Source organism: Massilia sp. CT11-108, from assembly GCF_047302915.1.
In the GTDB taxonomy this organism is placed as follows: Bacteria; Pseudomonadota; Gammaproteobacteria; order Burkholderiales; family Burkholderiaceae_D; genus Telluria; species Telluria orientalis.
Genome location: NZ_JBKYMO010000164.1, coordinates 1 through 11,607 on the forward strand (window position 1 = coordinate 1; position 11,607 = coordinate 11,607).

At 65.1% G+C, this 11,607-nt stretch carries 13 protein-coding genes; 8 read left to right on the plus strand and 5 right to left on the minus strand.

Features of this window, described 5'->3' with window-relative positions:
* A partial coding sequence (locus ACEN88_RS14810) for an alpha/beta fold hydrolase (RefSeq protein ID WP_413340713.1) occupies positions 1–627 on the minus strand: 627 nt, incomplete at its 3' end.
* A gap of 271 nt (positions 628–898) precedes the next feature.
* Between ACEN88_RS14810 and rplM the strand changes: the two genes are divergently transcribed.
* The 7 genes from rplM to ACEN88_RS14845 all read left to right on the plus strand — a co-directional run bounded on the left by rplM (position 899) and on the right by ACEN88_RS14845 (position 8,003).
* Positions 899–1,327 carry a 50S ribosomal protein L13 gene (rplM, locus tag ACEN88_RS14815; protein ID WP_036235400.1) on the plus strand — a complete coding sequence of 143 codons (429 nt, stop codon included), beginning with the start codon at positions 899–901 and terminating at the stop codon, positions 1,325–1,327.
* A gap of 13 nt (positions 1,328–1,340) precedes the next feature.
* Positions 1,341–1,733, plus strand: a complete 393-nt coding sequence (gene rpsI, locus ACEN88_RS14820; RefSeq protein WP_028102305.1) for a 30S ribosomal protein S9 — start codon at positions 1,341–1,343, stop codon at positions 1,731–1,733.
* A gap of 381 nt (positions 1,734–2,114) precedes the next feature.
* Positions 2,115–3,152, plus strand: coding sequence for an N-acetyl-gamma-glutamyl-phosphate reductase (gene argC / locus ACEN88_RS14825; RefSeq protein WP_413340716.1), 1,038 nt, complete (start codon positions 2,115–2,117; stop codon positions 3,150–3,152).
* A gap of 108 nt (positions 3,153–3,260) precedes the next feature.
* On the plus strand, positions 3,261–3,674 hold the full coding sequence (locus ACEN88_RS14830) for a bactofilin family protein (protein WP_413340718.1): 414 nt from the start codon (positions 3,261–3,263) through the stop codon (positions 3,672–3,674).
* Between the two features lie 54 nt (positions 3,675–3,728).
* Positions 3,729–4,100 (plus strand): iron-sulfur cluster insertion protein ErpA, encoded by a 372-nt coding sequence (gene erpA / locus ACEN88_RS14835; RefSeq protein ID WP_056122323.1) that lies wholly within the window; start codon positions 3,729–3,731, stop codon positions 4,098–4,100.
* Between the two features lie 194 nt (positions 4,101–4,294).
* Complete coding sequence (locus ACEN88_RS14840; protein ID WP_413340719.1) at positions 4,295–5,749, plus strand: glycosyl hydrolase family 8; 1,455 nt, start codon at positions 4,295–4,297, stop codon at positions 5,747–5,749.
* A 13-nt stretch (positions 5,750–5,762) separates the two neighbouring features.
* On the plus strand, positions 5,763–8,003 hold the full coding sequence (locus ACEN88_RS14845; RefSeq protein ID WP_413340721.1) for a beta-glucosidase: 2,241 nt from the start codon (positions 5,763–5,765) through the stop codon (positions 8,001–8,003).
* A 50-nt stretch (positions 8,004–8,053) separates the two neighbouring features.
* Here the strand turns inward: ACEN88_RS14845 and ACEN88_RS14850 are convergent, their stop codons facing one another.
* The 4 genes from ACEN88_RS14850 to ACEN88_RS14865 form a co-directional block, all read right to left on the minus strand.
* Positions 8,054–8,365: a Dabb family protein gene (locus ACEN88_RS14850; protein ID WP_413340723.1), complete on the minus strand. Its 312-nt coding sequence runs from the start codon at positions 8,363–8,365 to the stop codon at positions 8,054–8,056.
* A 37-nt stretch (positions 8,366–8,402) separates the two neighbouring features.
* On the minus strand, positions 8,403–9,302 hold the full coding sequence (locus ACEN88_RS14855; RefSeq protein ID WP_413340725.1) for a DUF2145 domain-containing protein: 900 nt from the start codon (positions 9,300–9,302) through the stop codon (positions 8,403–8,405).
* Complete coding sequence (locus ACEN88_RS14860; RefSeq protein ID WP_413340727.1) at positions 9,302–9,784, minus strand: hypothetical protein; 483 nt, start codon at positions 9,782–9,784, stop codon at positions 9,302–9,304. The genes ACEN88_RS14855 and ACEN88_RS14860 overlap by 1 nt, the downstream gene beginning before the upstream one ends.
* A gap of 104 nt (positions 9,785–9,888) precedes the next feature.
* Positions 9,889–10,524 (minus strand): NAD(P)H-dependent oxidoreductase, encoded by a 636-nt coding sequence (locus ACEN88_RS14865; RefSeq protein WP_413340729.1) that lies wholly within the window; start codon positions 10,522–10,524, stop codon positions 9,889–9,891.
* 73 nt (positions 10,525–10,597) lie between these two features.
* Between ACEN88_RS14865 and ACEN88_RS14870 the strand changes: the two genes are divergently transcribed.
* Positions 10,598–11,533 (plus strand): LysR family transcriptional regulator, encoded by a 936-nt coding sequence (locus ACEN88_RS14870; protein ID WP_413340731.1) that lies wholly within the window; start codon positions 10,598–10,600, stop codon positions 11,531–11,533.
* The last annotated feature ends 74 nt before the right edge of the window (positions 11,534–11,607 follow it).

Genomic DNA, 11,607 nt, shown 5'->3' on the forward strand with positions numbered 1-11,607 from the left:
CCGCGACAGCCAGGCCGCGCTCGACCAGCTGTTCGCCCAGTGCGCCAGGGATGCCGCCTGCGCGAGGCGGGTGCCGTACGAGCCGCCCCACAGGTTGATCCTGTCATAGCCCAGCGCGCGGCGCACGGATTCGATGTCGCGCGCGGCGGCGGCCGTCGTGTACGCGGCGAACGGCGCCTTGCTGGCCGCGATGCAGCGGCGCAGGGCGGCGTCGGCGTCGGCATCGCTCAGCTGCGCATCCGCGTCGGCGTCGGACGGGCATTCCAGCTTGCCGGACAACCCCGTGCCGCGCTGGTCGACGAACACGATGTCGCGCGTGGCGCGCACGCGCTTGAAGGCGGTGGACAACAGGGGGAGCACGTCGCTGCCCGCTTCGCCGGGACCGCCGGCCAGCACGAACAGCGGATCCGGCCGCGCACCCTGGCGCAGGGCGGGGGCGATCGTCACGTGCAGGTTCAGGGTGGCGGGTTTGCCGGGTTCGAGCGGGACGGGCAGGGTCAGGCAGCGCAGGGCTTCCTCGACGCCGGGCAGGTGGCAGCTGCGCGTTGGTGCCGGCGTGGCGGGCGTCGCCGCGGCCGGGATCGTGGCCGCCAGCCATGCGCCCAGGAGCAGGATCGATTTCAACAAGTAGTCTCCTCTTCGATGCGGGTCATACTAATTTGACATCGATTTCGTGGTCAAATATTTCTTGCAAATAAGAGTTGCAAAATTGCATGATTCAGCGCGGATGTCTTTGCGTTGGCTCCAGCCTGGTGCGGCTTGACTGTCGGGTGAGGAATCGGCTATAGTCGTGGGCTTTCCATTTGCTCGGGAAAAGACAATAAGGCAGAGTCCGCGATGTAGCATCGCCCGCGGAACCACCATTCGAGCATTAATTCCCTATACATAGGAAGTCAACATGAAAACTTTTTCCGCTAAGGGCCATGAAGTCCAGCGCGATTGGTACGTGATTGACGCGACGGACAAAGTCCTCGGACGTGTTGCCAGCGAAGTGGCACTCCGACTGCGCGGCAAGCACAAGCCGGAATTTACTCCGCACGTCGATACCGGTGATTTCATCGTCGTCGTCAACGCAGGCAAACTGCGCGTGACCGGCACCAAAGCCAACGACAAGAAGTACTACCGTCACTCGGGCTACCCGGGCGGTATCTACGAAACCAACTTCCTGAAAATGCAACAGCGTTTCCCGGGCCGCGCCCTGGAAAAAGCCGTCAAAGGCATGCTGCCGAAGGGCCCGCTGGGCTACGCAATGATCAAGAAGCTGAAAGTGTATGCGGAAGCTACGCACCCGCACGCTGCCCAGCAACCCAAAGCACTCGAAATCTAAGTAAGGAACTGACATGATCGGTAACTACAACTACGGCACCGGCCGTCGCAAGAGTGCAGTGGCCCGTGTGTTCATCAAGGCTGGCACCGGCCAGATCATCGTGAACGGCAAACCGGCCGCCGAATACTTCTCGCGCGAAACCGGCCTGATGGTCATCCGTCAACCGCTGGAACTGACCGGCAACGTCGAGCGTTTCGACATCAAGGTCAACGTGCATGGCGGCGGCGAGTCCGGCCAGGCAGGTGCAGTGCGCCACGGCATCACCCGTGCACTGATCGACTACGACGCAGGCCTGAAGGGCGACCTGGCACGTGCCGGTTTCGTCACCCGTGACGCCCGTGAAGTCGAGCGTAAGAAAGTTGGTCTGCGCAAAGCACGTCGCGCAAAGCAATTCTCGAAGCGTTAATCGGATCTGCAGCGCTTTTGCGCTGCTGCCGAAACGAAAAGCCGCCCGCTGCAAAGCCGGCGGCTTTTTTGTTTCCCAAATTCGGGGTCAGGTCCCATTTTTCTTTAAATTCGGGGTCAGAGCACATTTTTTCGCCGTGTTGGAACGAGGTCTCTGCGCCTCGGCGGATGTCGTCACCCGATCGTTTCTCCTCTGCGGGAGAAAAATTCATTATCCCTGATGCAATTGTCAGGAAATGTGCTCTGACCCCGAATCTTTAAAATAATGTGCTCTGACCCCGAATGTAGACTTTAGCCATGCGGCAATGCAGCACATGCGAGGACAGCCTGCTAAAATTGCGGGCTCGTACGGAACGTATCCATTTATCAAGGGGAAACAGACATGATCAAAGTTGGCATCGTTGGCGGCACCGGCTACACGGGCGTGGAATTGCTGCGCCTGCTCGCTGCCCACCCCGAGGCGCAGCTGACCGCCATCACTTCGCGCAAGGAAGACGGCCTGCCCGTCGCCGACATGTTTCCCTCGCTGCGCGGCCACGTCGACATCGCGTTCTCGAGCCCGGACAAGGCCGACCTGAAGCAGTGCGACGTCGTGTTCTTCGCGACCCCGCACGGCGTCGCCATGGCCCAGGCGCCCGAGTTGATCGCCGCCGGCGTGAAGGTGATCGACCTCGCCGCCGACTTCCGCCTGAAGGACCAGGCCACGTTCGAGAAGTGGTACAAGATCCCGCACAGCGCGCCGGACCTGCTGGAAGAGGCCGTGTATGGCCTGCCGGAACTGAATCGCGAAGATATCAGCAAGGCGCGCCTGATCGCCAATCCGGGCTGCTATCCGACGACGATGCAACTGGGCTTTTATCCGCTGCTGAAGGCGGGCATCATCGACGCAAGCAACCTGATCGCCGACGCCAAGTCGGGCGTGTCCGGCGCCGGCCGCAAGGCCGAGATCGGCACGTTGTTCTCGGAAGCGAGCGACAACTTCAAGGCCTATGGCGTGCATGGCCACCGCCACACGCCGGAGACGTCGGCCCAGCTGCAGCGCTACACGGACCAGAAGGTCGGCCTGATCTTCACGCCGCATCTCGTGCCGATGATCCGCGGCATGCATTCGACGCTGTACGCGCGCCTCACGCAGGACATCACGAACGAAGCCCTGCAAGCCCTGTTCGAAGAGCAGTACAAGGATGCGGAATTCGTCGACGTCATGCCGTTCGGCTCGCACCCGGAAACCCGCTCGACGCGCGGTTCGAACATGCTGCGCATCGCGCTGCACCGTCCGGACAACGGCAACACGGTCGTCATCCTCGTCGTGCAGGACAACCTGGTCAAGGGCGCGTCCGGCCAGGCCGTGCAGTGCATGAACCTGATGTTCGGCCTGCCGGAAAGCACCGGCCTGAAGCAGATCGCGCTGCTGCCGTAAACACGTCCTCTCGCAAGGCTTGGTCACAAGACACAGATCAAGGCGACCTGTGTTGGCAACGGTACATTGACTGTTGGACAGAACCAACGCCAAGCACAGGGGACAATCATGTTCGGTCGTAACGCAAAAAGCGAAATCGATAGCCTGATCGGCATTTCCGCACGCATCGAAGGGGATCTCGTATTCACCGGCGGGCTGCGCATCGACGGCGAGGTACACGGCAACGTGATGGCCGCGGACGGCAACGACAGCGTGCTGATCGTGTCCGAACACGCGCGCATCGAAGGCGAGGTGCGCTGCTCCAACCTCGTCGTCAACGGGTATATCGCGGGCACGGTGTATTCGTCCGAACTCCTTGAATTGCAGCCGAAAGGCCGCATACATGGGGATGTCCATTACCGCCTGCTGGAAATGCACGGCGGTGCCCTCGTCACCGGCAAGCTGACCCATCACGCCGAGCCGGTGGCGGCTGCCGAACCCGTCTTCCACCTCGGCGTGGCGGCCGAAGGGGCTTCAGCATGACTGGCGCCAACGGTCTATAATGGACGAAATCCGAATCCAATCAGGAGTTTATCCATGAATGCAGTCGCCGAAGTGCAAAACGCACAAGACACGATCCCCACGCCCATCAATTTCACCGACAGCGCTGCCCAGAAGGTTGCTCAACTGATCGAGGAAGAAGGCAATCCAGACCTGAAACTGCGCGTGTTCGTGCAGGGCGGCGGTTGCTCGGGCTTCCAGTACGGCTTCACCTTCGACGAAATCGTGAACGAAGACGACACGACGATGGAAAAGAACGGCGTTCAGCTGTTGATCGACTCGATGAGCTACCAGTACCTGGTCGGCGCCGAGATCGACTACAAGGACGACCTCGAAGGCGCCCAGTTCGTCATCAAGAACCCGAACGCCCAGTCGACCTGCGGTTGCGGTTCGTCGTTCTCGATGTAAGCGATACCAGACTCGACATCGAAAGCCGCCTCGGCATTGCCGGGGCGGTTTTTTTTTCGTCCGTACGAAGTGTTGGATGCCGCCGTAATGACAATCCATTAACATTGCTAACAGTCACGCGCGTAGTACACTGACCACGCTCCACGAACGTGGCGGCAAGGAGACACATAACCCCTGTAACGAGAGAAAAAACAATGTCGAGGGCACCAACTTTACTCTGCGGTGTTACCGCTATCATCCTCGCCTGGGCCGGTGCCGCCCAGGCGCAAGCACCATCCACCGACAAAGCCGCCACCACCACCACGGCAGCGACCGACGACGGCACCGGCGCCTACCGCACGCAGCGCTACCGCAACCTGTTCGCCGAACGCCTGGGGCGCAGCCCGCAGGAGACACACGCGAAAATCGAGCGCGCCTACCAGAAGCTGTTCCATGGCGACGGCCAGGAGGAGCGCGTCTACTTCGAGACGGGCGCCAACGCCAACGGCACGCTCGCGTACATCACGGACTGGGCCAACAACGACGCCCGCACGGAGGGCATGAGCTACGGCATGATGATCGCTGTCCAGCTCGGCAAGAAGCGCGAGTTCGACGCGCTGTGGAACTGGTCGAAGACGTACATGCTCACGACCGATCCCGCCAACCCGTCGCGCGGCTATTTCGCGTGGTCGATGGGCACGGACGGCACGCCGCGCGCCACCGGGGCCGCGCCGGACGGCGAGGAATACTATGCGATGGCGTTGTACTTCGCGGCGCGGCGCTGGGGTAACGGGAAGGGCATCTACGACTATCAGAAGGAAGCGGATACTATCCTGCGCGGCATGCGCCACCATCCCGTCATGACGGCCACGCCGCCGTTCCGCATCCACCCCGGCGATCAGCCGTTCGTCGAGCCGGCCACGCCCTGGCCCAGCCCCAACAACCGCCGCGAACAGGAACAGGCGCAGAAAGCGGGCAAGCCGTGGCCGCCGCAGCGTCCGCACCGCGCGCCGCGTGCCGTCACCGTCGGGACGATGGTCGACGAGGCCCACGCGATGGTCCGTTTCGTGCCGGAGACGTTCATCCCCGGCACCGACCCGTCGTACCACCTGCCCGCGTTCTACGAGCTGTGGGCACGCTGGGGCCCGCGCGAGGACCGCGCGTTCTGGGCGCGCGCCGCCAGCGTCAGTCGCGATTTCTTCGTGAAGACGGCCGACCCCGCGACGGGCCTCGGCCCCGACCGCGCCGACTTCGACGGCACGCCGCTGAAGAATTGGGACGGCAGCCCGGGGTCGTTCGGCTACGACAGCTGGCGCACGATCAGCAACTGGTCCGTCGACCGCAGCTGGTGGAACAAGGATCCGCGCCAGCAGGCGCTTTCCGACCGCGTCCAGACGTTCCTCGCGGGCCAGGGAATCGACCGTTTCGCCGACCGCTACACGCTGGACGGCAAGCCGCTGTCCGACCGCCACTCGACCGGCATGCTGGCGGCAGCGGCCGTCGGCAGCCTGGCGGCCACGCCGGGGCAGGCATCCGACGACTTCCTGCGCGCGCTGTGGGACACGCCCGTGCCCAGCGGCGAGCAGCGCTACTTCGACGGCATGCTGTACCTGATGAGCATGATGCATCTCGGCGGCGAATTCCGCGTGATCGACGCGCCCCACAAATAACAAGGAGACAAGCATGATGAAACAGAGGAAACAAACCGCGGTCGCGGTCCTTCTCGCCTGCGCGGCGATGGGGGCGCAGGCACAGGACCGCGCGTGGCTCGACAAATCGAAATCCGCCGACGAACGCGCCCGCGCCGCCGTCGCCGCGATGACGCTCGACGAAAAGCTGCTGCTGATCGTCAGCTACACGGACAAGAAAGACCTGGCGAAGCAGCCGGACGATATCGTGCCGCCGGCAATCAAGGCCGACGTCGCGGCACACCACATCGAGGGCTCGGCCGGCTACGTGCCGGGCATCCCGCGCCTGGGCATTCCGCCGCAGTGGCAGACCGACGCGTCGATCGGCGTGCGCGTGGGCGGCATGGAGCGCACCGCGCTGCCGTCCTCGCTGGCGACGGCGGCCAGCTTCGACCCGGCCGTCTCCGAGGCGGGCGGCCGCATGATCGCGGACGAGGCGCGCGCCTCCGGTTTCAACACCTTCCTGGCCGGCGGCGCGAACCTGGCGCGCGAGCCGCGCAATGGCCGCAACTTCGAATACGTGGGCGAGGACCCGCTGCTGGCCGGCCGCATGGCGGCAGGTCTCATCAACGGCATCCAGGCGCGCCACGTGGTGTCGACGATGAAGCACTTCGCCGTCAACGACCACGAAAGCCAGCGCACGACGGTCGACGTCACGATCTCGCCCGAAGCGATGCGCCAGTCGGACCTGCTCGCGTTCGAGATCGTCAACGAGCTGTCGAAGCCGGGCTCCGTCATGTGCTCGTACAACCTCGTGAACGGCCGCTGGGCATGCGAGAACGAATACCTGCTGAACAAGACGCTGAAGCAGGACTGGAAGTTCAAGGGTTATGTGATGGCCGACTGGGGCGCCGTCCACTCGACGGCGGACGCCGCCAACTATGGCCTCGACCAGTTCACGGGCTACCCGTGCTGCAACCACCACGGCCCGTTCTACTCGGCGAAGAATTTCAAGGAGGCGATGAACAAGGGCGACGTCTCGATGCGCCGCCTCGACGACATGGCGCAGCGCATCCTGTGGCCGCTGTTCCAGACCGGCGTGTTCGACGATCCGCCGAAAGTCGGCAAGATCGATTTCGCGGCGAATGCCAACGTCGCGCAGCGCGCCGCCGAGGAATCGCTCGTGCTGCTGAAGAACGAGGGCAACCTGCTGCCGCTGGCGAACGTGAAGTCGGTGGCCGTCATCGGCGGCCATGCGGACAAGGGCGTGCTGGCGGGCGGCGGTTCGTCCGGCGTGACGCCCGTCGGCGGCAATGCCGTGCCGAACCTGGAGCCGACGAAGTGGCCCGGCCCCGTGATCTACATGCCGTCGGCGCCGCTGGCGGCGTTGAAAGCCGAACTGCCGAAGGCGAAGGTTGCGTACGCGAGCGGCAAGGACATCGACGCGGCCGTCGCGCTGGCGAAGCAGTCCGAGGTCGCCGTCGTGTTCGTGACGCAGTGGATGGGCGAGGGCTTCGACGGCAAGCTGGAACTGGACGGCAACCAGGATGCGCTGGTCGCCGCCGTCGCGCGCGCCAATCCGAAGACAATCGTCGTCGTGGAATCGGGCGGTGCGATCCTGATGCCGTGGCTGCCGCAGGTGCCGGCCGTGCTGGAGGCGTTCTATCCGGGCATCCGCGGCGGCCAGGCGATCGCGCGCATCCTGACCGGTAAAGTGAATCCGTCCGGGCACCTGCCGATCAGCTTCCCCGCATCGAACGCGCAGCTGGCGCATGCCGAGATCCCGGGCTTCGGCAAGCCGGACGGCATCCCCGTCCACATCACGTATCACGAAGGCGCGGCGATCGGCTACAAGTGGTACGACGCGAAAGGGTATAAACCGTTATTCGCGTTCGGCCACGGCCTCAGTTATACGAGCTTCGCCGTCGCGGAGCCGAAGGCGAACGTCGCCAATGGCGCGCTGACGGTCGGCGCGGCGCTGCGCAACACGGGCAAGCTCGCGGGCAAGGGTGTCGTGCAGGTGTACGTGGCACCGGCGGATGTGAAAGCGTCGGGCTGGGAAGCGCCGAAGCGTCTCGTCGCGTTCCACAAGCTCGATCTGAAGGCAGGCGGCGCGAACACGTTCACGCAGGCCGTCGATCCGCGCCTGCTGGCGACGTACGAGGTCGCGGACAACAGCTGGCGCGTGCGCGCGGGCACGTACCGCGTGCTGTTCGGGCAGGCGGCGGACGACCTGCCGGTCTCGGTGGACGTGACACTGCCGGAGATGACCTGGAGCGCCGTCCACAAGGACTGAGGCATTATTTCGCGTAGGGTGGGCACCACGTGCCCACGCGGACATACGCGTTATCTGGCCCAGTAATCCAGCACCAGCGATTTGGCGAGAGAAGGCTTGAGCATCTCGACAAAGCGCTGGTGCGCCGGATGCACGAGATAGGCGTCGCGGTCTTCGGCTTGAGCGAACGTCAACGTGAAGCAGTGCGTGAAGCCGTCGTTCAGGCCTTCCGGGCTCACGTTCGTGCCCCATTCGTAGGCCGTGATGCCGGGGATGGCCGCGGGCAGGGCGGCGAAGCCGGTCACGATGGCGTCGACGTCGTCGTACGAGGCGTCGTCCTTGAACGCGAACAGGACGACGTGGCGGAGCAGTTGGCTGGACATGGGGCGGTCGGATAAGTTGACGAGACGTCATCTTACATCAGGGCGCGAGGGCGATCACATCGTCGCCCGGCAGCGGCTCGCAGCCCGGCCCCAGTGGCTCCCAGTCGCGGTGCACGACGATGTGGCGCTCGTCGTGGCATAGTTCCACGCGGCGCGTATGCGGGGACTCCCGCCGTACGAAATCCTCGATCGCCGTCGGCACGCTGATGTGCAGCGCGAGCGCGTGGATGTCGTCGAGCGGATGGTCGCCCACGTGCACGAGGGGCACGAACTGGCCGGCGAACATCAGCCAGTGCGACGGGATGCGGACGGGCGTGTCCGCATAGCCTTGCGCGCGCAGCCACGCCTGCGCGCGCGCGCGCGCGGGATCGGCCGGATCGAGGCGGCCCCACGCGAATGCGATCAGCTCCGCCACCCACTGGTTGCAGTTCTGGTAGCGCGTGCCGAACGCGTACGCGTTGGCGCTGTAGCGTGTGCCCAGCAGCGCGAGGGCCAGCGGCTTGTCGAGCGCGGCCCGTTCAAGCAGCGCGCTGTCCTGCTCGGGCGGGAACAGCAGGGCGACGTGGCCATGCGTGGGCGCGTCGGCGCCGAGCACGAAGCCGGACATGCCCTGGTCGAACAGGCGCGGACGCGATTCGTCGCACGCGTAATACAGCTGGCGCACGGCCCACGGTCCACCGGGATTGTTTTTCAGCGCGATGCCCGCGTGCGAATACAGCAGGCCGAAGCGGGAGAGGTCCAGGCCCGCGCGCGCGACGAGGGCGAGACTGCTGCCGGAACGCGTCAATTCGTCCTTCACCGCGGCGGCGAAACGCAGCACGCGATCCTGGTCCGCGGCCGTGACCTTGCCGGCGCGGTCGCAGAAGGCCGGGATGCCGGCCGATGCCCCCGCGCTCGCGCACAGCAGCAGCGCGGCCGCGAGGAGCCTCCGGAACATCAGATCGTCACTTTGCGCGACGCGAGGTCGCGGTACCAGTCGTCCTGCAGCGCGAGGAAGAATGGCTGCTTCGTGTCGCCGTACGCGAATTCGTAGCCGTACACGCGCTCGTTCACCTGCACGACTTCATCCTTGGCGACGCGGCGCTCGGCCAGTGCGCGGTCGGGCACGTCGACCCAGAACTGGGTGGCGGCATCGCCCGCGACGGCGCGCAGCGTGATACGCGTTTTTGCTTCCTTGCCCGCCTTGGCCGGTGCCACGGCGACGTCGATCACGCGGTACGGGCCGGTCTCCGCGCGCTTGTTGTCGCCGCTCGAGCTGTTGCTGGAGCCGCCGATCGAATCGGAGATGCTGCCCGACGATGCGGAACCCGCGCTGGACGCGGACGACGCGAAGCTGTCGGCTTGAGCGGGTACGGACACCACGGCGGCGGCGGCGGCCAGCGCCAGGGCGAGCGCACGGGTGAAATTCGTGTAGGTCATTGCGAAATCTTTCTTAAGCACATTGGATAACGCAATGGTACAAGTGCCGTGTGCCGCTGAGAAGGCGAACGTGGTTTTGTTACAAACGACCCGCCGCCGCGGGATCAGTCGATTTCGGTGACGAACTGGTCGAGCGGGCGGCGCACCTTCGGCAGGTTGACCAGCCAGTCCTGCTCGGCCTTGCGGTAGCCCAGCGGCAGCATGACGACGCTGCGCAGGTGTTGCTCGCGCAGCTTCAGGATGGCGTCGACGGCGGCCGGGTCGAAGCCTTCCATCGGCGTCGCGTCGACTTCCTCGAACGCGGCCGCGATGACGGCCGCGCCGAAGCCGATGTAGGCCTGGCGTGCGGCATGCTCGAAGTTCACCTGCGCGCCGCGGCCCGGATAGGTCGACAGCAGTTGCTGGCGGTACGCTTCCCAGCCTTCGTTGCGGAAGCCGCGCACTTCGTTGGTCAGGTCGAACATGTGGTTGATGCGTTCCGGCGTGTAGTCGTCCCAGGCGGCGAACACCAGCAGGTGCGACGCATCCGTGACCTGTGCCTGGTTCCATGCCACTTCACGGATCTGCGCGCGCAGTGCCGGATTCTTGATGACCAGGATCTCGTAGGGCTGCAGGCCGGACGACGTCGGCGCCAGGCGGGCGGCCTCGATGATGCGGTCGATCTTGTCCTGGGCGACCGGACGGGTCGGATCCATTGCCTTGGTGGCGTAGCGCCATTGCAATTTATTCAGTAATTCCATGAGTGACCTTATGAGTGGTGAGTGGTGACATTGTATTTTCTCCTCGCGGTGCAATAAACTAGGCGATCAGCAAATGATTTGTTCGCGAAAGGTGAAGATGGCCCGCAAGTTCGATCACTTGTCGGATGTGGAGGTGTTGCTCAGCGTGATCGAACACGGGTCATTCAGCGCCGCTGCCGTGGTGCTGTCGACCACGGCGTCGGTACTGAGCCGCGCCATCTCGCGGCTGGAAACCCGCCTGGGCGCGCAGTTGCTGCGGCGTAGCACGCGCAGCCTGAGCCTGACCGATGCCGGACGCCGCTACGCCGAGGAGGTGCGCGGCGCGTTCGCGCAGATCGAGCAGGCGGAACGCACGATCCGCAGCACGACGGTGCAACTGAGCGGCAAGGTGCGCATGAGCGTGCCCACCAGCTACGGCAGGCAACGCCTGCCCGCGCTGCTCGCCGCCTATGCGCGCGCCTATCCGCTGGTCGAACTGGAGGTCGACATCAGTAACCGCAACGTCGACCTGGTGGCGGAAGGGTTCGACCTGGCCATCCGTTCCGGCCCGCTCCCCAGCAGCAGCATGGTGGCGCGTCCGCTCGAAGTGTCGCCGCTGTGCCTGGTCGCCGCGCCGGACTACCTGGAGGCGGCGGGACCGTTGTGCGGCCTCGCCGACCTGGCGCGCCAGCGCTGCATCGCCTTCATCCGTCCCAGCACCGGACGCGTGATCCCGTGGCATTTGCGCGACGACGGGCGCGACATCGACTGGATGCCGCCGGCCGCCGTCACGGTGGCGACGGACGTCATGGGCGTCGTGTGGTTCGCGGAGCAGGGGATGGGCATCGCGCTGTGCCCGCGCATCTTTGCCGAGGATAGCCTGGCCGCTGGCCGCCTGACCGAGGTGTTGCCCGGCCTGGGCGGGCGCACGCGGACATTCTCTCTGATCTATCCGGCCCACCGCAGCCTGTCGGCCGCCTCGCGCGCGCTGATCGACATGCTGGCGGCGGGCCACGCAGGAATTTCTTGAGGGATCAGGCCGGATACAGCGCGCCGAGGATGCGCGGCCCGGCGGCGCCCGTCACGGCCGGCAGGTTGCCCGGC

Bases quoted from the DNA above. Each gene is read 5' to 3' on its own strand.
- ACEN88_RS14855 (WP_413340725.1), bottom strand. From the start codon at position 9,302: ATGTTCCGGAGGCTCCTCGCGGCCGCGCTGCTGCTGTGCGCGAGCGCG.
- ACEN88_RS14850 (WP_413340723.1), bottom strand. From the start codon at position 8,365: ATGTCCAGCCAACTGCTCCGCCACGTCGTCCTGTTCGCGTTCAAGGAC.
- ACEN88_RS14840 (WP_413340719.1), top strand. From the start codon at position 4,295: ATGTCGAGGGCACCAACTTTACTCTGCGGTGTTACCGCTATCATCCTC.
- erpA (WP_056122323.1), top strand. From the start codon at position 3,729: ATGAATGCAGTCGCCGAAGTGCAAAACGCACAAGACACGATCCCCACG.
- ACEN88_RS14860 (WP_413340727.1), bottom strand. From the start codon at position 9,784: ATGACCTACACGAATTTCACCCGTGCGCTCGCCCTGGCGCTGGCCGCC.
- ACEN88_RS14865 (WP_413340729.1), bottom strand. From the start codon at position 10,524: ATGGAATTACTGAATAAATTGCAATGGCGCTACGCCACCAAGGCAATG.
- rpsI (WP_028102305.1), top strand. From the start codon at position 1,341: ATGATCGGTAACTACAACTACGGCACCGGCCGTCGCAAGAGTGCAGTG.
- ACEN88_RS14870 (WP_413340731.1), top strand. From the start codon at position 10,598: ATGATTTGTTCGCGAAAGGTGAAGATGGCCCGCAAGTTCGATCACTTG.
- rplM (WP_036235400.1), top strand. From the start codon at position 899: ATGAAAACTTTTTCCGCTAAGGGCCATGAAGTCCAGCGCGATTGGTAC.
- ACEN88_RS14845 (WP_413340721.1), top strand. From the start codon at position 5,763: ATGATGAAACAGAGGAAACAAACCGCGGTCGCGGTCCTTCTCGCCTGC.
- ACEN88_RS14830 (WP_413340718.1), top strand. From the start codon at position 3,261: ATGTTCGGTCGTAACGCAAAAAGCGAAATCGATAGCCTGATCGGCATT.
- argC (WP_413340716.1), top strand. From the start codon at position 2,115: ATGATCAAAGTTGGCATCGTTGGCGGCACCGGCTACACGGGCGTGGAA.